The sequence below is a fragment of the Bradyrhizobium archetypum genome, assembly GCF_013114835.1.
In the GTDB taxonomy this organism is placed as follows: Bacteria; Pseudomonadota; Alphaproteobacteria; order Rhizobiales; family Xanthobacteraceae; genus Bradyrhizobium; species Bradyrhizobium archetypum.
In genome coordinates this window covers 266,651-289,404 of the sequence record NZ_JAAVLW010000008.1, presented here as the reverse complement: position 1 = coordinate 289,404, position 22,754 = coordinate 266,651, and the positions used below count along the sequence as shown (strand labels likewise).

Below are 22,754 nucleotides of genomic sequence, written 5' to 3'. Positions count from 1 at the left end.
GGATCATCCGCCTCCGCGGCTGATGACACCAGAAGTCGCCGCCATTTTTGCGACTCTCCGGCAATAACGGTCCGATATGACCCCTTCCCGCATTCACCGCCTGTCGCTGACGCACTTCCGCAATTATCGCGCGGCGAGCGTGCAGGTGCGCGGTGATGTGGTGGTGCTGGTGGGGCCGAACGGCGCCGGCAAGACCAATTGCCTGGAGGCGATCTCGTTTCTGTCGCCGGGGCGAGGCCTGCGGCGTGCGACGCTGGAGGATGTTGCCGACAACCAGGGCGACGGCTCCTGGGCGGTATCGGCCGAGGTCGAGGGTGCGCTCGGGCTTGCCACGCTCGGCACCGGCATCGACGCGCCGGGCGCGGAGCCATCTTCCTCGAGCCGGCGCTGCCGGATCGACCGCGAGCCGGTGAGCTCGGCTACCGCCTTCGGCGATCACCTGCGCATGGTGTGGCTGACGCCGGCCATGGATGGGCTGTTTCTCGGCGCGGCTTCCGAACGGCGGCGCTTCTTCGACCGCCTGGTGCTGGCGATCGACAGCGAGCATTCCAGCCGTGTCTCGGCGCTGGAGCGCTCGCTGCGTTCGCGCAACCGCCTGCTCGAAGTGCGCAATTACGACGACCATTGGTGTGATGCGATCGAACGCGAAACCGCCGAGCTTGCGGTCGCGGTCGCCGCTACCCGCGGCCAGACCGTGACGAGGTTGGCAGCGATGCTGCAGGAGCGCGGCGCCGCATCCGCCTTTCCCTCGGCGCAGATCATGCTCGACGGCTGGATGGAAAACGCACTGACGAGTGAATCCGCAACAGCCGTCGAGGATCGTTACCGCGAGATCCTGTGCGCCAATCGCGCACGCGACGCCGCCGCCGGCCGCACGCTGGATGGTCCCCACCTCACCGACCTGCAGGTCGTCTATGCGCCGAAGAACATGCCGGCGCGCGACGCCTCCACCGGCGAGCAGAAGGCGCTGCTGATCGGGCTGGTGCTGGCCCACGCCACTCTGGTCGCCGAGATGACCGGCATTGTGCCGCTGTTGCTGCTCGACGAGGTCGTCGCCCATCTTGATCCTGTCAGGCGCAAGGCGCTGTTCGGTGAACTCGCAAAACTCGGCGCCCAGGTCTGGATGACCGGCGCCGACCCCGCAGCGTTCGTCGACATCGGCACGGGCGGCGAGATTTTCGACGTCGAGTCCGGCCAGGTGCGCCGCCGCACCTGAAAAGGTCTCTTTTCGGTCAGGCATACCTAGTCGCTCGCGGTGAAATCGCCTGAATGCAGGCTAACCCGGGATCGCAACGGGCGAGGGATAGCGACCACAGGCTGCCGCGTTTTCTGCCGTTTCCCACCCCGGCAACGTTCGAAAATCCGGCCATCGAGGATGCGGAACCACGCCCGAATCGCACTTTTGGAGCCCTCAAAACCGGCGCTTGAACACCTTGAAAAAGGGTAAAAAACCACCATTTATTCAATGGTTTGCAGACAGAGAGATTGCGCTAGGCGCAATGCCTCTTTCATGGCACAAATAGCGTAATCAGCGCCTCATATTGCGCCGCTGATTCGGGACATCCTCGAAGGCCTAACATGACAGAACCTGCCCGGCGGCCCGCCGCCGAAACTGAGCATCCCATTCCCGTCGAGTATGGCGCAGAATCGATCCGGGTGCTGAAGGGCCTCGATGCCGTCCGCAAACGGCCGGGCATGTATATCGGCGACACCGACGACGGTTCCGGCCTGCATCACATGGTCTACGAAGTCGTCGACAACGCGATCGACGAAGCGCTCGCGGGCCATGCCACGCGTGTCGACGTGATCCTGAATGCGGACAATTCGGTTACGGTGCGCGACGACGGCCGCGGCATCCCGGTCGACATCCACAAGGGTGAAGGCATTTCCGCCGCCGAGGTCATCATGACCCAACTCCACGCCGGCGGGAAGTTCGACCAGAACTCCTACAAGGTTTCCGGCGGCCTGCACGGCGTCGGCGTTTCCGTGGTCAATGCGTTGTCGAGCTCGCTGAAGCTGCGCGTCTGGCGCGACGACAAGGAGCATTTCGTCGAGTTCGCCCATGGCGACTCGCTGGCGCCCTTGAAGGTGGTCGGCGAGGCCAAGGGCAAGCGCGGCACCGAGGTCACCTTCCTCGCCTCCACCGAGACCTTCAAGAACATCGAGTATGATTTCGCGACGCTGGAACACCGGCTGCGCGAGCTCGCCTTCCTGAATTCCGGTGTTCACATCATCCTCTCCGACATGCGTCACGCGGTCGAGAAGCGCGAGGAGATGCGCTACGACGGCGGCGTCGAGGAGTTCGTCAAATATCTCGACCGCAACAAGAAGGCGATCGTTCCGGTCCCGATTATGGTGCGGTCGGAAGCCAACGGCATCGGCGTAGAAGCCGCGCTGTGGTGGAACGACAGCTACCATGAGAACGTGCTGTGCTTCACCAACAACATCCCGCAGCGCGACGGGGGCACCCATCTCGCCGGCTTCCGCGGCGCGCTGACGCGCCAGGTCAACGGCTATGCCGAGGCCAACGCGAAGAAGGAGAAGATCGCGCTGACCGGCGACGATTGCCGCGAAGGTCTTACCGCCGTGCTCTCGGTGAAGGTGCCCGATCCGAAGTTTTCGTCGCAGACCAAGGACAAGCTGGTGTCCTCGGAAGTGCGCCCGGTGGTCGAGAATGTGCTCAACGAGGCGCTGGCCGCATGGTTCGAGGAGCATCCGAGCGAAGCGAAGGTCATCGTCGGCAAGGTGATCCAGGCCGCCGCCGCGCGCGAAGCCGCCCGCAAGGCGCGTGAACTGACGCGCAAGAGCCCGCTCAGCGTCTCGTCGCTGCCCGGCAAGCTCGCCGACTGCCAGGAAAAGGATCCGGCCAAGTCGGAGCTGTTCATTGTCGAGGGTGACTCGGCAGGCGGCAGCGCCAAGCAGGGCCGCAACCGCGAATTCCAGGCGGTGCTGCCGCTGCGCGGCAAGATCCTCAATGTCGAGCGCGTGCGCACCGACAAGATGCTGTCGAGCGAGCAGATCGGCACCCTGATCACCGCGCTCGGCACCGGCATCAGCGACGACTTCTCGGCCGACAAACTGCGCTACCACAAGATCATCGTGATGACGGACGCCGACGTCGACGGCGCCCACATCCGCACGCTATTATTGACCTTCTTCTACCGGCAGATGCGCGAATTGATCGATCGCGGCCATCTCTATATCGCCCAGCCGCCGCTCTACAAGGTGACGCGCGGCAAGTCCGAGCAGTACTTGAAGGACGAGCGCGCGCTGGAAGATTACCTGATCGCGACCGGCCTCGATGACTGCGTGTTCAAGCCGGCATCGGGTTCGGAACGCGGCGGCCGCGACCTGCTGTCGCTGGTGGAGGACGCCCGTGTCATCCGTGGCATCCTGAACAATCTGCACAGCCGCTATAACCGCAAGGTGGTGGAACAGGCGGCGATTGCGGGCGTGCTGAGCCCGAAGATCACCGGCGACATCGCGACTGCCAATGCCGCCGCCGACTATATTGCCAAGCGGCTCGATGCGCTGGCCGACGAAGTCGAGCGCGGCTGGACCGGCCGTTTCACCGAAGGCGAAGGCTTCTTCTTCGAGCGCACCATCCGTGGCGTCAAGGACGTCGCCATCATTGACGACGCCTTGCTCGGCTCCGCCGACGCGCGGAAGCTCGACGACTACGCCGTCAAACTTCAGGAGGCCTATCCGAAGCCTGGCGTGCTACGCCGCAGGGATGCCGAGACCACGATTCACGGTCCGGTCAGCCTGTTCGAGGCGGTGACCGACGCCGGCCGCAAGGGCGTGACGCTGCAGCGCTACAAAGGCCTTGGCGAGATGAACCCGGAACAGCTGTGGACAACCACGCTGGACACCAACGAGCGCTCGCTGCTGCAGGTGAAGATCAAGGAGGTCGACGAGGCCGATGACATCTTCACCAAGCTGATGGGTGACGTGGTCGAGCCGCGCCGCGAATTCATCCAGGATAATTCGCTCAGCGCCAATGTCGACGTATGAGGCAGGAAGCACCCGTGCCGCCCATCCAGTACATCGTTGAAGGCGGCCATCGGCTTTCGGGAACGATCGAGCCGTCCGGCAACAAGAATTCAGCGCTGCCGATCATCGCGGCCGCGCTGCTCACCGAGCATCCCGTTACGCTGGACAACGTGCCGCGCATCCGCGACACCGAAACGCTGGTTGAACTGATCCGCTCTGTCGGCGCGTCCGCCGAATGGGAATCGCGCAACCGGCTTGCGATCCACGCCAAGCATATCAGTGCCGCCGATCTCGATCCCGAACTCTGCGCGCGGATCCGCGCCTCCATCCTGCTGGCAGGACCGCTACTGGCCCGCTGCGGCGAGGTGGCGCTGCCGCCGCCCGGCGGCGATGTCATCGGCCGCCGCCGTCTCGACACGCATTTTCTGGCCTTCGAGCAGCTCGGGGCCACCGTCACTGCCACGCACAGGCTGGAATTCCGCGCCATGCGCCTGAAGGGCGCGGATGTGTTCCTCGACGAGCCCAGCGTCACCGCCACCGAAAACGCGCTGGTCGCCGCAGTTGCCGCCCACGGCACCACATATCTGCGCAACGCCGCCTCCGAACCGCATGTGCAGGACCTCGCGCATTTCCTGGTCGCGCTCGGCGCGAAGATCGAGGGCATCGGCACCAACACCATCACCGTGCACGGCCCGGCGACGCTTGGCGGCACCAGCTATTCGATCCAGCCCGACCATATTGAGGTCGGCTCCCTGATCGGGCTCGCCGCGGTGACGCGCTCGCCGCTGCGCATCGCCAAAGCCGGCGTCGAGCATCTGCGCTCGATCCGGATGGGATTTGAACGGCTCGGCATCGTCTGCGGCATCGAGGGCGACGACCTCATCGTTCCCTCCGGACAGACCATGAAGATCCACGACGATTTCGGCGGCCACGTGCCGAAGCTCGAGGACCAGCCGTGGCCGGCCTTTCCGGCCGACCTGATGTCGATCGCAATCGTCACGGCGACGCAGTGCGACGGCGTGATCCTGATGTTCGAGAAGATGTTCGAGTCGCGAATGTTCTTCGTCGACAAGCTGATCTCAATGGGCGCCCGCATCGTGCTGTGCGACCCGCACCGCGCGATCGTCGCCGGCCCGAGCCGGCTGCGTGGCGCGCCGATGACCTCCCCCGACATCCGCGCCGGCATGGCCATGCTGCTCGCGGCGGTCGCCGCCGAGGGCACTTCGACTATCAACAATGCCGACCAGATCGAGCGCGGCTATGAGCGCATCGAGGAACGGCTCAATGCGCTCGGCGCCCGGATCACCCGCGTGCCGGCGCGCGACGGCGGATAAGCCTCAGCGGCAACGTCATTTTTTCGGCCACCCGCCGTGGTAGTCTGTTGCAATGACCTCGCTCGATAAAATTGAACGCGCAAGCGTTGCGCCGCCCGCCTCTGCGGCCGTGCCCGGCCGCCATCTCGCGATTGAGCTTGCCGAGACGCTGAAGCTCGCAGTGCCGCTCGCGCTGACGCAGCTCGGACAGATCGCGATGATGACGACTGACCTGGCATTCATCGGTCGGCTCGGCAGCGAAACCGTGGCTGCGGCAGCCCTGGCCCATACGGTGTTCTTTGTCACCTTCACGTTCGGCATGGGCCTGGTATCGGCGGTAGCGCCGCTGGCGGCGCAGGCTTTCGGCGCTCGCGATCCGCGCATGGTACGGCGCGCGCTGCGCGTCGGCTTGTGGGCGGCGCTGTTGATCGCACTGCCGCTGATGGCACTGCCATTCCGCGGCGAGGTGATCCTGATCGCGCTCGGCCAGGCGCCGACGGCCGCCGGGCTCGCGCAGCACTACCTGTTCGGCCTTGCCTGGGGCATCCTGCCGGCGCTGTGGTTCATCGCGATCCGCGGCTTCATGAGCGCGGTAAACCGGCCCGAGCCGGTGCTCTGGATCACGCTGGCCGCAATCCCGGCCAACGCGCTGCTGGTCTATCTGCTGCTCTATGGGAAATGGGGCCTGCCCGAGCTCGGGCTGTTCGGCGCGGGCCTTGCGACCAGCATGGTCAATCTCGGCACGTTTCTCGCCGGGCTGTGGTTCACCGCGCTGCGGCGGCCGTTCCGGAAATATCACGTGCTCGGCAACATCTGGCGCATCGACTGGCCGCTGATGGCGAAGCTCGTGATCGTCGGCGCGCCGATCTCGATGGCGTTTCTGCTGGAATACGGGCTGTTCGGCGCTGCCGGCCTGCTGATGGGTCTCATCAGCACCACAGCACTCGCAGCGCACCAGATTGCACTCCAGATCGCAGCCATCCTTTTCATGGTGCCGTTCGGAATCAGTATGGCAGCGACCGTCCGGGTCGGTCATGCGGTCGGGCGCCGGGACAGCGGCGCGGTCAGGCGCGCGGGCTATGTCGCGATCCTTCTCGGCGCTACGTTCATGGCGACGATGACACTCGCCGTGATTCTCGGACGGTTCCTGATTGCCGAGATATTTCTCGGTGAAGCCGTCGACGCAACCGCGACGCTGACGGCAACGCTGCTCCTGATCGGCTCCACCTTCTTTGTCGCGGACGGCATCCAAACCATCGCCGCCGGCGCGCTGCGCGGAATGAATGATACGCGTGTCCCGCTGCTATTCGCCACCCTCAGCTACTGGCTGATCGGCTTTGCTTCCGCCTGTACACTCGCATTCTGGACATCGCTCGGCGCCGTTGGCGTCTGGATCGGATTGTCGATCGGTACCCTGGTCTTCGCCATTCTGCTCGTCTTGCGGTTCCGGCTACTGGCGAGCAGAGTGCTATCTCCATGACTGTCCGTGAGGTTACGCCGTCCGCTGATGCCAATGCGATACTGGCCGGAGTGCAATTTGCCGACGCCTTCTGCATTGAAATCAGCAATCGCGATCTCGACGCTCGCCGAGCTGCAGAGCAGATGATGGCGCGGCAGCCGCGCTGGGCTGAGGCGCTGCTGTTATTGCGCAATTTGCTGGTAGCGCCGCTCGGACTGAAAACGTCGGGCGCCCATCCGGATGTGCCCCGTGACATGATCGGTATCTTTCCGGTCGTGAGCGAAACGCCGGATCGCCTGATTGCCGGCTTCAACGACCGGCATCTCGACTTTCGCGTCGTGGTGGACGTAACGCCTGCCGGCGATGTCCGGCAAGTCACCGCGACGACGCTGGTCAAGACGCACAATTGGCTGGGCCGGACTTACCTTGCGATCATCATGCCGTTTCACCGGCTGATCGTGCCGGCCCTGCTGCGTCAGGTTGCAGCCTAAGCCAGGCCTGAATCTCCAGACATGGTGCATGGAAGCAGGGGTCTGACCCGCTATAACGGGCGTTGACGGCGTCTCGACTGCGCCGTACCTAATCTTCCACGCCAGAATAACGAGGGCAAAGCCGTGGCCAACGAAACCGCAACGCTCGCAGCCTATGTCGCCGACCTGAAATTTGCGGATATTCCTGCGGAAGTGCTGGAACGCGCCAAGGTGCTGACGCTGGATTTCCTCGGCAGCACGATAAGGGCGCGGCGCGATGCGGAATCAACCCCCTCGCTGCTCAAGATGCTGGAGGCGCTGGCGCTCGACGGCAAGGGCGAAGCCACCGTGTTCGGCGATTCCAAGACCTGGACGCCCGCGGTCGCCGCGCTGCTCAACGGTGCGCTCGGCCATTCGCTCGATTTCGACGACACGCATGCGGACTCCTCGCTGCATCCGAGCGCGCCCGTGGTGCCGGCAGCGTTTGCGGTCGGCGAAATGGTCGGCGCCTCGGGTCGCGACGTCCTGACCGCGATCGTGGCCGGCTATGAGGTGTGCTGCCGGCTCGGCAACGCGCTTGATCCGACCTCGCATTATGCACGCGGCTTCCACCCGACCGCGACGGCCGGAACCTATGGCGCAGCGGCCGCGGCCGGCAAACTGTTCGGCCTCTCGAAGGATCAACTGATATCCGCCTTCGGCGTGTCCGGCAGCCAGGCCGCGGGCTCGCTGCAGTTCCTCGTCAACGGCGCCTGGAACAAGCGCTACCAAGTTGGCGCCGCCGCAATGAACGGCGTGATCGCGGCCACTCTGGCGCGCAACAATTTTGTCGGCTCGACCGAGTCGGTCGAGGGCAAGCATGGGCTACTTGTCGGCTATAGCGACGACGCCCATCCTGACAAGGCCACCGCCGGCCTCGGCAGGACCTATGAGACGCTGCGGATCGGCGTCAAACCCTATCCGAGCTGCCGCTATACCCATGCCGCGTTGGACGCGTTGATCGCGATGCGCCGCGAGCACAATCTGACGCCGGACCAGATCAAGCGCGTCGAGATCGGCCTGCACCGTAACGGCATCACGCTGACCGGCGACGCCGCCACCAAGCGGCATCCGACCTCGATCGTCGGCGGGCAATTCTCGATGTTCTTCACCGGTGCGTTGGCGCTCGACCAGGGTCGTTTCGGCTGGGACGATTACGGACGGCTCGGCGATCCGGCGGTGAACGCGCTCGCCGACAAGTTCGACGTGGTGCAGGACGATCGCCTCGAGATCGGCCGCCCGCATCCGTTCGGCGCCCGCGTCTCGATCACCACCGATGACGGCGTGCATGAGCGGCTCTATGCCGACCCCTCGGGCGAACCGGACACGTTTCCGGATGCGCAGGCGATGCAGCAAAAATTCCTCACGCTCGCCCGCCCGGTGTTGAATGGCCGCGCCGACCAGTTCGCCGATGCGATCCTTTCTCTCGAGAGATTCGATCGCGTCGAGAAGGCGACGCAGTTGGGGCGGCAGTAGACCGAGTATCAACGTCGGCGGTGCGCCCCTCTCCCCTTGTGGGAGAAGGAAGGCTCGCCGCAAAGTTTCTGGTCGGCCGCGCTGGATTCGGCCACAGCCGCTTGGCGCGCATCGGCGCCGGCTTCACCGGCCAAGGGAAACAGCTCGGCGCCATCGACGCGCATCATCCCAATGGCGATTGCGACAACCACGGCGGCCACCGCCGCAGAATTCACCGTGTTGGCGATTTCGCCGTGCCACTGCGGGACAGCGATATCTGCAGCACCGCGTTCAATCCGCCGTAGAGTGCCGCAGCACTGACTGATCGCGACGATCGAAAGCTGCACGCCGGATGCGGGGCCAGCCACATGCAATTGACGAAACTGAACGCCACGACCGCCGCGTGCCACCAGCGCAGCCGAAAGGTCTCGTCGAACAGCGCGCGCGTAAACAACCAGAACATCACGGCGTTGCCGGTCGATAACGCGATCACCGGCGCAAACGCCGGAGGCACCCTCGACGTCATACCGATCGAGGAGGTCACGGCATGCGCCGCCGATCCCAGCGCGAAGGCCGTGGCCAGCCGTCCTGCGAGCACCGTTCCAAAACCGCGAAACAGCGACACCGCAAGCACCAGAAGCAGCGCCACGGTGGCGCTGCGCAAGGCGATATCGAAGGTGGAAAGCGGCATCAAAGTTGGTCCACTCGCGCAATCATCTGCGCATTGGGAACTTAGTGCAGAACACCGCGCAGTTCAATTTTCCCGGCCCCGGTGTATGATCGCACAAAATTTCAAGGAGCCCCCATGAGCTGGCAGCCCTCCAACGATCCCGTGCTCGGCGATCCCATGACCTGCGACGCGCTCGACCTCATCATCGTGCCGCGCACCCGCGACCTCGGCGACGGATTTGCAGTGCGACGCGCGCTGCCGCATGGCAAGCGGCAGATGGTCGGGCCCTTCATCTTCTTCGATCATTTCGGCCCCGTGCAGTTCATGGCCGGCAAGGGGATGGACGTGCGGCCGCATCCGCATATCGGGCTTGCCACCGTCACCTACCTCTTCGACGGCTCGATCATGCACCGCGACAGCGAGGGCAACATCCAGGAGATCCAGCCCGGCGCGATGAACCTGATGACGGCGGGCCGCGGCATTGCGCATTCCGAACGCACTCCCGACGTGCAGCGCCGCGACGGCCAGAAGATGCTCGGCCTGCAAAGCTGGATCGCGCTGCCGGCAGGATCGGAAGAAATCGCGCCGTCGTTCCAGCACTACGCCGCCGAGGCGTTGCCGACGGTGAGGGAGAACGGCTTCACCGCGCGCATCATCGCAGGCAATGGGTTCGGCGTGAAATCGCCAGTCAGCATGGTCTCGCCTTGGTTCTATACCGAGGTGACGGCGCAGGCCGCGACCTCCGTGCCGCTCGATCCCGATCATGAGGAACGCGCGATCTATCTGGTCGATGGCGAGGTCGAAGTCGCGAACGAGCGCTTTGAAGGGCCGCGGCACATCTGGTGGAATTTCGTCTCCTCAAGCAAGGAGCGGATCGAGCAGGCCAAACAGGATTGGAAAACCGGCCGGTTTGCCGCCGTTCCGCACGAACATGAGTTCATTCCGCTGCCGGAGTGAGCTATTGCTCCGCTTTGCCGTTTCTGCACGCGCACCCCTGCGTGCCTGTTCGAAAGCCTGACCGATGAACGCGATGCTCGCCAGCGATTTGCCCCTGCCCCGGATCGGCCGCGGTAAGGTGCGCGATATCTATGCCGTCGGCAGCGATTGCGTGCTGCTGCTCACCACCGACCGGATCAGCGCGTTCGACGTCGTGATGGCCGAGACCATTCCGATGAAAGGCGCGGTGCTGACGCAGATCAGCGCCTGGTGGTTCCGCCAGCTCGAAGGTGTGGTGCCGCATCACATGATTAGCGCCGACGCCGACGAGATCATCCGCAAGGTACCTGGCCTGAAGGACCACCGCGCCGACATTCTCGGGCGTGCGATGCTGTGCCGGCGCACCGCCGTGTTTCCCGTCGAATGCGTGATCCGCGGCTATATCTCCGGCTCCGCCTGGAAGGAGTATGCGGCCTCTGGCACGCTGGCGGGTGAGGAGCTGGCGGAAGGCCTGCTCGAAAGCGGAAAGCTCGAGCCGCCGATCTTCAGTCCGGCCACCAAGGCCGAGACCGGTCATGACGAGAACATCACGGTGGCGCGCATGCGCGAGATTGTCGGTAACGACGTCGCCGAGAAGCTCGAGACCATGGCGCGCACGGTCTATAATTTCGGCGAGCGGATTGCCCGTCATCAAGGCATCATCATCGCCGACACCAAATTCGAGTTCGGCCGCGCGGCCGACGACCGCATCATTCTGATCGACGAGGTGATGACGCCGGACTCGTCGCGGTTCTGGGCCGCCGACGTCTACAAGCCCGGTCGGCCGCAACCCTCCTTCGACAAGCAGCCGCTGCGCGACTATCTCGACGCCGAGCGCCGCGCCGGCCGCTGGAACGGCGACGCCCCGCCGCCGCCACTGCCCGACAGCGTGGTGGATGCAACCAGCAAGCGGTACCTTGAGGCGTATCGGCGCGTTACGGGATCGGAGCTATCTGTTTGACTCCGTCATTCCGGGACGGTCCGAAGGACCGGACCCGGAATCTCGAGATTCTCAGGGGCGCAAGGCGCGCCCCATAGTTCGATGCTTCGCATGATACCGAGGGAGCGCCTGACATGTCCGAAACCGACACCGTGCTCGTCGAACGCGACGGCCCTATCACCGTCGTTTCCATCAACCGTCCGCATTGCCGCAACGCGGTCGACGGCGCAACGGCGCGCAAGCTGTATGACACGTTCCTTGCCTTTGACGCCGACGAGAGCGCGTCGGTCGCGGTGTTCGCCGGCACCGGCGGCTATTTCTGCGCCGGCGCCGACCTCAAGGCGGTTGCGTCGGGCGATCCGAACAAGAAGCGCGAGCTCGGCGGACACGGTTCGATTGCGCCGATGGGGCCGAGCCGCTTACGGCTGTCGAAGCCGGTGATCGCGGCGGTCGAGGGCTTTGCGGTAGCCGGCGGCATGGAGCTCGCGCTATGGGCCGACCTGCGCGTGGTCGCCGAGGATGCGACCTTCGGCGTCTTCTGCCGCCGCTTCGGCGTGCCCTTGATCGACCTCGGCACCATCCGCCTGCCGCGGCTGATCGGCCATTCGCAGGCGATCGACCTGATCCTCACCGGCCGCCCGGTCGGCGCCCAGGAAGCGCTGCGCATCGGGCTCGCCAACCGCGTCGTCGGCCGCGGCGAGGCCGTCGCGCAGGCGATCGCGCTGGCGCGGGAGATCGCGCGCTTCCCGCAGAAGTGCCTGCGCGCCGATCGGCTGTCGGCGCTAAGGCAGTGGGACCTTTCCGAGGAGGAGGCGATCGGCAACGAGATGCGCGGCGGCCTCGAAGTCATCGCCTCGGGCGAAACGCTGTCGGGCGCGACGCGCTTCGCCTCCGGCGTCGGGCGTCACGGCGCGTTTGCCGATGACGCCACCGATTGATCGGGGCTACACCCCGGCCATCATCACGTATTTGATCTCGACATATTCCTCCATGCCGTGATGCGAGCCTTCGCGGCCCAGGCCACTCTCCTTCACCCCGCCGAAGGGCGCGACTTCCGTCGTGATCAGGCCGGTGTTGACGCCGACCATGCCCGATTCCAGCGCTTCGGCGACGCGCCAGACGCGGCCGAGATCGCGGGAATAGAAATAGGACGCCAGGCCGAACGGCGAGTTGTTGCACATCGCGATCACATCGGCCTCGTCCTTGAAGCGGAACACCGGCGCTAACGGCCCGAACGTTTCCTCATGCGCGACCAATGCATCGGCCTTCACGTTCGACAGCACCGTCGGCTCGAAGAAGCTGCCGCCGAGCGAATGGCGCTTGCCGCCGGTGACGATCTTGGCGCCGCCCTTCACCGCGTCATCGATATGCTTCTCGACCTTGAGCACGGCATCCATATTGATCAGTGGGCCCTGCACCACGCCCTGCTCGGTGCCGTCGCCGATCTTCATCGCCGCGACCTTCTTCGACAGTTTCTCGACGAACTCATCGTAGATCTTGTCTTGGGCGTAGATGCGGTTGGCGCAGACGCAGGTCTGGCCCATGTTGCGATATTTCGAGATGATGGCGCCCTCGACGGCGGCATCGATGTCAGCGTCGTCGAACACCACGAACGGCGCGTTGCCGCCGAGCTCGAGGCCAAGTTTCTTCACGCCGACCGAAGCCTGCTGATAGAGGATCTTGCCGACCTCGGTCGAGCCGGTGAAGCCGACAAAGCGCACGGCCGGATGTTCGCACAACACCTTGCCGATCGCGGACGAATTGCCGGTCAGGATGTTGAACACGCCCTTCGGCACGCCGGCCTTTTCGGCGAGCGCGACCAGCGCCAGCGCAGTCAGCGGCGTTTCGTTGGCGGGCTTGAGCACGACGGTGCAGCCGGCAGCCAGCGCCGGCGAGACTTTTCGGGTGATCATCGAGCACGGGAAATTCCACGGCGTGATCGCGCCGCAGACACCGATCGGCTGCTTGATCGCGAGCAGCCGCGCATCCGGCCGCTGGGTCGGAATGGTTTCGCCATAGACGCGGCGGGCTTCTTCGGCGAAGAATTCGACATAGGCGCCGCCAATGTCGACCTCGCCGAGCGCTTCCGCCAGCGGCTTGCCCTGCTCGGAAGTCAGGATCAGCGCGAGGTCCTCGCGGTTGGCGGCGATCAGCTCGAACCACTTTCGCAAGATATTGGAGCGCTGCTTGGCGGTGAGTTTCGCCCAGGCCGGAAAGGCGCGTTCGGCGGCTTCGACCGCTTGCGTCGCTTCCGTGGTACCGAATACCGGCACCTTGGACAGTTCGACGCCGTTGACCGGATTGGTGACGGGGCGCGACGGCGCGCCGACCCAGCCGCCGTCGATGTAGCAGCGGTCGCGCAACAGCGACGGATCTTTCAGGCGGTCGTGCAGCGAGGGGGTTGAGGATTGGGCACGAGCGGCGACGGGTGGGTTCATGGCGTTGCTCCCTGGGAGTTTCTTGGGGTTGGGCGGGAGTATATGCCTGGATCGCCGGCAATGCATCGGCCGCGGACGCAGGTCTGCTTCAAGCAATGTTGAGGGCGATGCCGGACCACGTCATTCCGGGGCAATGCGCAGCATCGAACTATGGGGCGCCCCTTGCGCCCTGAGAATTTCGAGATTCCCTGGTGCGCAGTTGCGCACCTGAGGTCTGGTGCTAGCGCACCATCCCGGAATGACAGCGTCCCTTACGCCGCGCCGCTCATATAGGTCTCGCGCCTACCGATCATGCGCTGCGCGGCCGCCTTGGCGTCGGCTTTGGTGGAGGTGGCGCAGGTCCGGTATTCGAGGTCGGGCAGCTTGGCCGTATCGCGGCGGCCGAACCAGGATTTGGAGCCGACCGCGAGCTGCGCCAGCGCCTGGGCGACGTTGTCGACCGCCTCGAACGAGTGCAGCGCGCCGGTACCAGCGTAGCGGACTTCGTAAATTCCAGGCGAGATCGGCGCCTCGATATTTTCGCCACGCCCGGCACGGGGATAGCGCTTCCATTCACTCCAAGTCGAGATCATTGCGCACCTTCGCAACAGCAGAAATGACAACCATTTTGGTTAATTTGACCCAGCCAACACGCAACGTTTGCGCTGGAATCTGAACGCCTTACTGCAAAAAATCGGCGACGGGAATCGCGGGCCCAATCACGATACCGTGGATAGTTAAGCCGGTCACCGCCATGGCTGCTTGTCCACCGCGGAAAGCCGAGAGGTGTTGCAGTTTTGTGCCTGAGAGCCCCAAGCCCTGACGCCGACTGGCTCAGCGCCTCCCTCGCCCCTTGCCCATCACGAGATCGCGACATCGCCCGCTGTCGCCCGCGCCCGCTTGCGGCACGAAGCGGCCGGGAGGATGATCGCGCCACTTCCATAAAAACAAAACTGGAGGAGACCCATGCAGAGCAAGGCCGAGATCGATCAGAATCTGCGTCAGAAGTGCGAGGCGAAGGAGATCCCTGGCGTGGTCGCGATGGCGGCGACGGGAAGCGAGGTGATCTATGAGGGCGCTTTCGGCAAGCGCGACCTCGGCAAGGACGACGCCATGACCGCCGACAGCGTGTTCTGGATCGCCTCCATGACCAAGGCGATCACGACGGCGGCCGGCATGCAGCTTGTCGAGCAGGGCAAGCTCTCGCTCGACGAGCCGATCGGCAACGTGCTGCCCGATTTGGCCAGCCCGCAGGTGCTGGAAGGCTTTGACGCCAGCGGCGCGCCAAGACTGCGTCCCGCATCGCGGCCGATCACGCTGCGCCATCTCATGACGCACACCGCCGGCTTCGCCTACCACATGTGGAACGGCGACTGCGCGCAATATCATGAGAAGACCGGAACGCCGTACATCACCACCTGTCAGAACGCTTCGCTGACGGCGCCGATCATGTCCGATCCCGGCACGCGCTGGGAATACGGCATCAATATCGACTTCGTCGGCAAGGCGGTGGAAGCGGCGAGCGGCCAGCGGCTCGATGCCTATCTGCGCGATAACATCTTCGCGCCGCTCGGCATGAACGACACCGCCTTCAAGATCACCGATAGCATGCGCCAGCGCCTGGTCGGCATGCACGCGCGCGGCGATGGCGGCGTGCTGGCGCCGATCCCGTTCGAGCTCGAACAGGATCCGGAATTCCACATGGGCGGCGGCGGCCTTTACGGCACCGCGGGTGACTACATCAAGTTCACCCAGATGATCCTCAACAAGGGCCGCGGCAACGGCAACCAGGTCTTGAGGCCCGAGACGGTCGCGCTGATGGGCGAGAACCACATCGGCGAGCTCACCATGGGCAAGATGACGACGGTGATGCCGATCTACACCAACGATGTCGATCTCTATCCTGATATCGTCAAGAAGTGGGGCCTCTCCTTCCTGATCAACACCGTCAAGACGCCGGAAGGCCGCAGCGCCGGCAGCCTCGCCTGGGCCGGCCTTGCCAACACCTACTTCTGGATCGACCCGGCGCGCGACGTCACCGGGGTGATCCTGATGCAGCTCTTGCCGTTCGCCGACGCGAAGTGTCTGGAGGCTTTTGCAGCCTTCGAGCGCGGCGTTTATGCCGGGCTGGATGCCGGCAGCGGGCAGAAGGCGGCGTGAGAGAGAAGGAGGGCGGCGATACGTCCCCGTGTCGCACGCCCTCGCCTCGCCTGCGCGAGCCATGCCCCGCCACCGGGTCTCGCCTCCGGCACGACAAGCGCCGAGCTATCGGACTCCGGCAAAAAATATCGAAAACAACCCCATGCAAAGTAGCTTGGCGGCTGGATGGATGCGAAGCGTCATTGGCGCGTCATGGCATGCTACGCGAGAAACGGATTGACGATGGCGACATCGCCGAAGGCGCGGCCATGCTGCAGATCTTCGCTGTAGAGCGTGTCGCAGCCGGCTTCGACGGCGGCAGCGACGATCAGCGCGTCGAAAAAGGACAATCCATGCTCGCGGGCCAGCAGTACGGCAGCGGCATGTGTATTCATCGTGACGGGGACCACGTCATCGAGCGAGTCTCGAAACAGCTCGAGCGCAAACTCGATCTGCGGCCAGTCGTGGTGAAGCTTTCGCCGGGCGACATGGACGAACTCGTTGAATACCTGAACGCTGGCAATGCCGCGTCGGCGCAGACAATCGGCGGCCTGCCGCTTCTTTGCATCCGACGTTGCGGCGTAGACCAAAATGTTCGTATCGAAGAACGCCTTCACCGCTCGTTCGCCTCGTCCCGATCGAACTTGTAATCGGGCGGAAGCGTCCAGTTGAGAGAGGCCAAACGCTCAAGCGCGGCCTTGCGCCGGTCTTCCTTCTGTACGACCAGCGTTCGTTCGACGACATCGACGATCGCGAGTTCGTCGCCAGCCTTCAGGCCCATCTTCTCGACCAGCGCCTTGGGCAACCGAACCGCGAGGCTGTCACCCCATTTCGAGACCTGCATGGCTGCCTCCTTGGCTTGTACGTTCATGATATCATTATTATGATATCATTTCAAGTAGAGGCCTAACTCCCGTATGCATAAACCGCGGAGGATTCGCTCGTCGCTTCACCAGCAGGAGCCCCCTCTCTGCGCGGTCGAGCAGACCGCTGCGGTGTTCGTAGCACTAGCGGCAGCCACTGGACCTCTCGATGCTAGCGGGCTCGCCGCGCAATTCAGGCGGACCAGGACTACCGAAAAGAAGGTCGCCGAGGTTCTCGCGTCGCTGGCATGGCTCGGCTATGTCACTTCAGAAGATGGCCAGACGTTCGTGACGAGGCGCGTTGCATAGCGCCCGGCCGAGGAGTCCTTGATCAAAATCGACGCGGCTATTTGCCGGCATCGATCAGCCCGATGCCTGTCTTGAGCACCGCATTCACCAGCGAACTCCGCGAGACTCCCTGCGCGGAGGCTTGCTTGGAGAGATAGTCAAACACGTCGGGGTCAAGATGGATCGGCGGCGCAAAATGCGCCCCCACCCGAAAGAACTTGCCACGCTTGGCGGTCGAGAAGTCATACTCATCCTTCATCAAAATCGCTCGTCGACGAAGACACGCCGGTCCGATTCAGTTGGCGGGTCGTTAGGGATGCCATGCGGCAGGAATTCGCGTGCGCCGAGCTTGTCAAGACGCGCGAACCACGCCTCCGCATCAAACGTCGGCCCCGTCAGACGATAAAGTTCGTTCTGAACTTTGCTGGCGGCCTTGTCCTCCCGACGGCGTTGAACTCACTATCGATCAACTTGTAGGCGAAAGTGCGCCCGATCGGAAGCCTGCCGGCTCTACTTGCAGCGGGAGACAAGGCGTGGATGGCCGGGTCAAGCCCGGCCATGACGAGTGGAGAGGTGGCGTTCTACACCCCCAACCCGTTCTGCCCCGCCAGCTCCTTCAGCGACACCTGCGGCCGCGCGCCGATGTGCTGGATCACCTCGGCTGCAGCGAGCGCGCCAAGCCGCCCGCACGTCTCGTAGCTCGCATCCCGCACGAGGCCGAACAGGAAGCCGGCGGCGAAGAGGTCGCCGGCGCCGGTGGTGTCGACCAGCTTCTCGATCGGGAATGCGGGCGCCGATGTGACGCCGTCCTGGCTTACGACCACGCAGCCCTTTTCGCTGCGGGTGACGACAGCGAGCTTGGCATCTTCCCGGAGCTGTTTCAGCGCGCCGTCGAAATCCGAGGTCTGGTACAGCGAATGCAGCTCGGCCTCGTTGGCGAAGACGAGATCGACCGTGCGCTTGCGCATCAAATCGAGAAACTCGTCGCGATAGCGATCGACGCAGAAGGAATCCGACAGCGTCAGCGCCACTTGGCGGCCGGCAGAGTGCGCGATTGCAGCTGCCTTGACGAAGGCTTCCTTGGCATTCTTCGGATCCCATAGATAGCCTTCAAGATAGACAATGCGCGAGGCCGCGATCTGCGCCTCGTCGATATCCGAGGGGTTAAGATCCTGCGCCGCGCCGAGATAGGTGTTCATGGTGCGCTCGCCGTCCGGCGTCACCAGGATGTAGGAGCAGCCGGTGGCGGGGCCTTCCTCGGCCGCCCTGGTCTCGAAGGCGACGCCGGCGGCCCTGATATCGTGGGTGTAGAGGCCGCCGATCTGGTCGTTCTTGACCTTGCCGATGAAGGCGGCACGTGCGCCGAATCCGGCAAGGCCGACGATGGTATTGGCGCCGGAGCCGCCGGAAACTTCGGTGGCCGGCCCCATGTCGCGGTAGATCGAGGCGGCGCGGGCCTCGTCGATCAGCGCCATGCTGCCCTTGGCCATGCCGTGGTCGGCGAGGAATTTCTCGTCGGTCTGGGCGAAGACGTCGAAAATCGCATTGCCGATTCCGAGAACGTCGTATTTTGCGTCAGTCATTCATCCGTCCTGTTTCACGGCGTTTGCGATGAGGCTCGGGCTACCAGATCGGGCCTGTGGCAGCAAGGCTGCCTGCTCCTCATCCTGAGAGGATGAGGGTCTGCTGGCAGCAAGCCAGGCTGCTGCTATAAGGCCACTTCAATGATCCGCTCCTTTCTCACCGTATCCTCGGGAACGCTGGTGTCGCGGCTGCTCGGCTTCGCGCGCGATTCCGTGCTGGCCGCGCTGCTCGGCGCGGGGACGGTGGCGGATGCGTTCCTGGCGGCGTTTCAGCTGGTCAATGTCGTGAGAAGGCTGCTGACCGAGGGCGGGCTCAACGCGGCGCTGGTGCCGGCTTGGCTGCGGGTGCGCGAGAGCGGCGGCGCGGTTGCGGCGGCGGCGTTTGCCGGGCGCGTGCTCGGCACCATCGCGGTTATCCTGATCCTGGCAAGCGCGCTGCTGGCGCTGGCGATGCCGCTCGTCATCATCGTGCTGGCGCCGGGATTTGCGGGGCGCGAGAGCTTGCACCTCGCGGTCGACAATGCGCGGCTGATGCTGCCCTACCTCGCCTTTGCCGGCCCGGTGACGGTGATGATGGCGCTGCTGAACGCGCAAGGCCGGTTTGCGCTGACGGCGTTCTCGCCATTGCTGTTCAACGTCGCGCTGATCGCTGTCATGACCGTGCTGCTGATGACACGTGCGGATGCGGCGCGCGCGGCGCAGATCATCGCGGCCACCGTCGGCATTGCCGGGCTGCTGCAGCTCTCGATCCTGGTGCTGCGCCGTGGCGAAGCCATCGCCACGCCGCTGCGCATCTCGTTCGACAAGGAAATTCGCGGCTTTCTGGCCAAGGCCGCGCCGGGCATGATGGCATCGAGCGCGCCGCAGTTGTTGATGGTCGCCGGCGCGATCATCGCCTCGTCGTCGCCATCCGCCGTGTCGTGGCTCTATTTCGCGGGCCGCCTGGTCGAGCTGCCGCTCGGCATCGTCGGCGTTGCGATGGGCACGGTGCTGATCCCGGAACTGACGCGCGCGGTGCGCGGCGAAGATCATGCGGGCGTAGCGCATGCGGAATCACGCGGGCTCGAACTCGCGGTCGGGCTGGCGCTGCCAGCAACGGTCGGGCTGATCGTATTGGCTGCGCCGATCGTGCGGCTGTTGTTCGAGCACGGCGCCTTCACGGCGGATGATACGCGCGCCACGGCGCGTGCGCTGATGTGGCTGGCGCTGGCGCTGCCGGCGCATGTGCTGGTGAAAGCGCTGTCGCCGGCGTTCTTCGCGCGCGAGGATACGGTGACGCCGCTGGTCGCGGCGCTGAAGGGCGTCGTGCTCGCGGTCGCTTCCGCCTTCCTGCTCAGCCATTGGTACTGCGCAGACGGCATCGCGGCGGCGATTGCGCTCGGCGCGTGGAGCATGGCGCTCAGCCTGATCCGCCGCGGCGCGGCGACGTTCGGATTTTCGATCGATCCCGGTGCAAGGCAGCGGCTGCCGCGTATCGTGCTGGCGGCGCTCGCCATGGGCGCGCTGCTGTGGCTTGCGACGCGGCAGCTCCCTTCCCTCACCTCGGGCGCACACGGGTTGGTGCAGGCCGTCCTGCTGCTGGCCGTGATCGCGGCGGCAATCGCGAGTTACGGCGTTTTCTTACGGCTTTTCGGCGTCATCGGCTGGCGCGAGGCGGTTGACGCCGTCAGGCGGACCGCTGCCTAGCGGCTTGCACGGACACCGCCCGCGTGGCAAACGACGCGCCAATCAGACAGTCCTCGGGAAGCTGACCAATGGCCTTTGTTGAACGGGTTTTTTCCGGCGTCCAGCCGACCGGTAATCTGCATCTCGGCAATTACTTAGGGGCGATCGTCAACTTCGTGAAGATGCAGGAAACCCATAACTGCATCTATTGCGTCGTCGACATGCATGCGATCACGCAGGGCGTGGACGTCTGGGGCGGCCCGGCGGAGCTCGCCCGCAACACCCGCGAGGTCACCGCGGCCTTCATCGCCGCCGGCATCGACCCGAACAAGCACATCGTGTTCAACCAGAGCCAGGTCGCCGGCCACGCCGAGCTCGCCTGGATCTTCAACTGCGTGGCACGGGTCGGCTGGCTCAGCCGCATGACGCAATTCAAGGAGAAGGCCGGCAAGGACCGCGAGAACGCCTCCGTCGGGCTCTACGATTATCCGGTGCTGATGGCGGCGGACATTCTGCTCTATCGCGCCACCCATGTGCCGGTCGGCGAGGACCAGAAGCAGCATCTGGAGCTCTCGCGCGACATCGCGCAGAAGTTCAATAATGATTTCGGCGATTCGATCCGCGGCCACGGGTTCAACGATGGCCAGTTCTTTCCGCTGCCGGAGCCCTTCATCACCGGCCCGGCGACGCGGGTGATGTCGCTTCGCGACGGCACCAAGAAGATGTCGAAGTCGGACGCGTCAGATAATTCGCGGATCAACCTGACCGACGATGCCGATTTGATCGCGCAGAAGATCCGGAAAGCCAAGACCGATCCAGAACCGCTGCCGTCGGAGGAAAACGGCCTGGAGAACCGGCCCGAGGCCGACAACCTCGTCGGCATCTATGCGGCGCTGGCCGACCGGAGCAAATCGGACGTGCTCCGCGAATTCGGCGGCGGGCAGTTCTCCAGCTTCAAGAACGCGCTGGTGGAACTTTGCGTCGCCAAGCTCGCGCCGATCGCCGCCGAGATGAAGCGGCTGGTCGCCGACCCCGGCCATGTCGACAAGGTACTGGTCGACGGCGCCGATCGCGCCCGCGCGATCGCCGACGAAACCATGCGCCAGACCATGGACGTCGTCGGTTTCATCCGAAAGCGCTAGAACGTATCCGGAGATGGTGTGTTCACCCTCCCCTGAAGGGGGAGGGTAAAATTCGATCGCCGCGGGATTGAGGAACAGCGACGGCGCTTGTCGAAGGCGGCTGCGCCGTGGCAGCATGCGGCGGTTTGGCGCAGCACCGGGACATGCATGACCATCCAGCGACAAAGCTACGAGACGGGTCACAAGCCAAAATGCCTTGTCATTGTTGACGACACTGCGGAATGGGACCGCGCGGTGTACTACGCCAGCCGCTGGGCGGTACGCGTCGGCGGCGGCGTGGTGATGCTGCGCATCATCGCCATCGAGGACCAGAACCAGCAATGGCTGGGCGTTGCCGACATCATGCGCGCGGAGGCCGAGGAAGCCGCCAACGAGGCGCTCGACCGCGCGTCGGGGCGCGCCAACGGCATCGCCGCGATCACGCCCGAACGGGTGATCCGCGAGGGCGATCCGACCACCCAGCTCCTTGACGTGATCGACAAGGACGTCGACATCTCGATGCTGGTGCTGGCGGCCAATCCTGGTCCGGAGGGTCCCGGCCCCCTGATCACCATGATCGCCCAGGCTGCCGGTTCGTTCCCGATTCCGGTCGTTATCGTGCCCGGCGAATTGAGCGATTCCGACATCGACGCGCTCTCTTAACGCTTGATGCGCCTACAGAATTGCTGATTTGCGCCCCTTGATCGTGCGCGCCCCGTCGCCATCTGCTACAGGAGAACCCACGCGCCGGCCTTGAACCGGCGACGCCGGAGAAAAACCATGTTCATTCAGACCGAAGCCACGCCTAATCCCGCCACGCTGAAATTCATCCCTGGCCGCACCGTGCTCGACACCGGCACGATGGAATTTTCCAACCGCGAAGCCGCCGCCCGCTCGCCGCTCGCCGAGCGGCTGTTCAGCGTGCCGGGCGTATCCAGCGTGTTCTACGGCTACGATTTCGTCACCGTCACCAAGGCGGAGGGCGACTGGCAGCACCTCAAGCCGGCGATCCTCGGCGCCATCATGGAGCATTACATGTCTGGCGCGCCGCTGCTCGCGGACGGCACGGCCGGCAATGACGAAGCGGCAGACCAGGAAGACGAGTTCTTCAACGAGCAGGACGCCGAGACGGTCGCGACCATCAAGGACCTGATCGAGACGCGGGTGCGGCCGGCGGTGGCCAATGACGGCGGCGATATCACCTTCCGCGGCTTCAAGGACGGCGTCGTCTATCTCAACATGAAGGGCGCCTGCTCCGGCTGCCCGTCCTCGACGGCGACGCTGCAGCACGGCATCCAGAATCTCTTGAGGCATTTCGTGCCCGATGTGGTCGAAGTCCGGCCGATGTGATCGGAGAGGCGAAT

General features: G+C 64.6%; 21 protein-coding genes. 14 read left to right on the top strand and 7 right to left on the bottom strand.

The window, feature by feature from the left end; all coding sequences use genetic code 11:
* Positions 1–76: 76 nt before the first annotated feature.
* The 6 genes from recF (at position 77) to HCN50_RS26675 (ending at position 8,750) form a co-directional block, all read left to right on the top strand.
* Entirely contained in the window at positions 77–1,216 is a 1,140-nt protein-coding gene (gene recF / locus HCN50_RS26700; protein ID WP_171712867.1) for a DNA replication/repair protein RecF, read from the top strand.
* Positions 1,217–1,578: 362 nt separating this feature from the next.
* Positions 1,579–4,014 (top strand): DNA topoisomerase (ATP-hydrolyzing) subunit B, encoded by a 2,436-nt coding sequence (gene gyrB / locus HCN50_RS26695; RefSeq protein ID WP_171712866.1) that lies wholly within the window; start codon positions 1,579–1,581, stop codon positions 4,012–4,014.
* A 14-nt stretch (positions 4,015–4,028) separates the two neighbouring features.
* Positions 4,029–5,327 carry a UDP-N-acetylglucosamine 1-carboxyvinyltransferase gene (gene murA, locus HCN50_RS26690; protein WP_171712865.1) on the top strand — a complete coding sequence of 433 codons (1,299 nt, stop codon included), beginning with the start codon at positions 4,029–4,031 and terminating at the stop codon, positions 5,325–5,327.
* Between the two features lie 52 nt (positions 5,328–5,379).
* The gene (locus tag HCN50_RS26685) at positions 5,380–6,786 is read left to right on the top strand and encodes an MATE family efflux transporter (RefSeq protein WP_171712864.1); all 1,407 of its coding nucleotides are present in this window, start codon (positions 5,380–5,382) and stop codon (positions 6,784–6,786) included.
* Positions 6,783–7,256 carry a DUF2867 domain-containing protein gene (locus HCN50_RS26680; RefSeq protein WP_171712863.1) on the top strand — a complete coding sequence of 158 codons (474 nt, stop codon included), beginning with the start codon at positions 6,783–6,785 and terminating at the stop codon, positions 7,254–7,256. Before HCN50_RS26685 ends, HCN50_RS26680 begins: the two co-directional genes overlap by 4 nt.
* A gap of 123 nt (positions 7,257–7,379) precedes the next feature.
* The gene (locus tag HCN50_RS26675) at positions 7,380–8,750 is read left to right on the top strand and encodes an MmgE/PrpD family protein (RefSeq protein ID WP_171712862.1); all 1,371 of its coding nucleotides are present in this window, start codon (positions 7,380–7,382) and stop codon (positions 8,748–8,750) included.
* Positions 8,751–8,961: 211 nt separating this feature from the next.
* On the opposite strand, the gene HCN50_RS26670 is transcribed toward HCN50_RS26675, so the two are convergent.
* Complete coding sequence (locus HCN50_RS26670; RefSeq protein WP_171712861.1) at positions 8,962–9,420, bottom strand: hypothetical protein; 459 nt, start codon at positions 9,418–9,420, stop codon at positions 8,962–8,964.
* Between the two features lie 114 nt (positions 9,421–9,534).
* Between HCN50_RS26670 and HCN50_RS26665 the strand changes: the two genes are divergently transcribed.
* The 3 genes from HCN50_RS26665 (at position 9,535) to HCN50_RS26655 (ending at position 12,252) form a co-directional block, all read left to right on the top strand.
* Positions 9,535–10,356, top strand: a complete 822-nt coding sequence (locus tag HCN50_RS26665; RefSeq protein ID WP_171712860.1) for a pirin family protein — start codon at positions 9,535–9,537, stop codon at positions 10,354–10,356.
* 64 nt (positions 10,357–10,420) lie between these two features.
* Positions 10,421–11,335, top strand: a complete 915-nt coding sequence (locus tag HCN50_RS26660) for a phosphoribosylaminoimidazolesuccinocarboxamide synthase (RefSeq protein ID WP_171712859.1) — start codon at positions 10,421–10,423, stop codon at positions 11,333–11,335.
* 113 nt (positions 11,336–11,448) lie between these two features.
* Positions 11,449–12,252, top strand: coding sequence for a crotonase/enoyl-CoA hydratase family protein (locus HCN50_RS26655; protein WP_171712858.1), 804 nt, complete (start codon positions 11,449–11,451; stop codon positions 12,250–12,252).
* 6 nt (positions 12,253–12,258) lie between these two features.
* Here the strand turns inward: HCN50_RS26655 and HCN50_RS26650 are convergent, their stop codons facing one another.
* Together HCN50_RS26650 and HCN50_RS26645 are read right to left on the bottom strand one after the other, a co-directional pair.
* Positions 12,259–13,752, bottom strand: a complete 1,494-nt coding sequence (locus HCN50_RS26650; protein WP_171712857.1) for an NAD-dependent succinate-semialdehyde dehydrogenase — start codon at positions 13,750–13,752, stop codon at positions 12,259–12,261.
* Between the two features lie 251 nt (positions 13,753–14,003).
* Positions 14,004–14,324: a hypothetical protein gene (locus HCN50_RS26645; RefSeq protein ID WP_171712856.1), complete on the bottom strand. Its 321-nt coding sequence runs from the start codon at positions 14,322–14,324 to the stop codon at positions 14,004–14,006.
* 373 nt (positions 14,325–14,697) lie between these two features.
* On the opposite strand from HCN50_RS26645, the gene HCN50_RS26640 reads away from it, so the two are divergent.
* Positions 14,698–15,891 carry a serine hydrolase domain-containing protein gene (locus HCN50_RS26640; protein WP_171712855.1) on the top strand — a complete coding sequence of 398 codons (1,194 nt, stop codon included), beginning with the start codon at positions 14,698–14,700 and terminating at the stop codon, positions 15,889–15,891.
* 200 nt (positions 15,892–16,091) lie between these two features.
* Here the strand turns inward: HCN50_RS26640 and HCN50_RS26635 are convergent, their stop codons facing one another.
* The 4 genes from HCN50_RS26635 to HCN50_RS26620 all read right to left on the bottom strand — a co-directional run bounded on the left by HCN50_RS26635 (position 16,092) and on the right by HCN50_RS26620 (position 18,604).
* A complete protein-coding gene (locus tag HCN50_RS26635; protein ID WP_171712854.1) occupies positions 16,092–16,487 on the bottom strand; it encodes a PIN domain-containing protein in 396 nt (131 codons plus the stop codon).
* The gene (locus HCN50_RS26630; RefSeq protein WP_171712853.1) at positions 16,484–16,714 is read right to left on the bottom strand and encodes an AbrB/MazE/SpoVT family DNA-binding domain-containing protein; all 231 of its coding nucleotides are present in this window, start codon (positions 16,712–16,714) and stop codon (positions 16,484–16,486) included. Before HCN50_RS26630 ends, HCN50_RS26635 begins: the two co-directional genes overlap by 4 nt.
* A gap of 365 nt (positions 16,715–17,079) precedes the next feature.
* Positions 17,080–17,280, bottom strand: coding sequence for a hypothetical protein (locus tag HCN50_RS26625; protein ID WP_171712852.1), 201 nt, complete (start codon positions 17,278–17,280; stop codon positions 17,080–17,082).
* A 322-nt stretch (positions 17,281–17,602) separates the two neighbouring features.
* Positions 17,603–18,604, bottom strand: coding sequence for an adenosine kinase (locus HCN50_RS26620; RefSeq protein ID WP_171712851.1), 1,002 nt, complete (start codon positions 18,602–18,604; stop codon positions 17,603–17,605).
* 141 nt (positions 18,605–18,745) lie between these two features.
* Here HCN50_RS26620 and murJ point away from each other — a divergent pair, with 141 nt between their 5' ends.
* The 4 genes from murJ to HCN50_RS26600 all read left to right on the top strand — a co-directional run bounded on the left by murJ (position 18,746) and on the right by HCN50_RS26600 (position 22,740).
* Positions 18,746–20,290 (top strand): murein biosynthesis integral membrane protein MurJ, encoded by a 1,545-nt coding sequence (murJ, locus tag HCN50_RS26615; RefSeq protein ID WP_171712850.1) that lies wholly within the window; start codon positions 18,746–18,748, stop codon positions 20,288–20,290.
* A gap of 68 nt (positions 20,291–20,358) precedes the next feature.
* Positions 20,359–21,411 carry a tryptophan--tRNA ligase gene (gene trpS, locus HCN50_RS26610; protein WP_171712849.1) on the top strand — a complete coding sequence of 351 codons (1,053 nt, stop codon included), beginning with the start codon at positions 20,359–20,361 and terminating at the stop codon, positions 21,409–21,411.
* A gap of 147 nt (positions 21,412–21,558) precedes the next feature.
* Positions 21,559–22,053 (top strand): universal stress protein, encoded by a 495-nt coding sequence (locus tag HCN50_RS26605; protein ID WP_171712848.1) that lies wholly within the window; start codon positions 21,559–21,561, stop codon positions 22,051–22,053.
* A gap of 117 nt (positions 22,054–22,170) precedes the next feature.
* Positions 22,171–22,740 (top strand): NifU family protein, encoded by a 570-nt coding sequence (locus tag HCN50_RS26600; RefSeq protein WP_171712847.1) that lies wholly within the window; start codon positions 22,171–22,173, stop codon positions 22,738–22,740.
* The last annotated feature ends 14 nt before the right edge of the window (positions 22,741–22,754 follow it).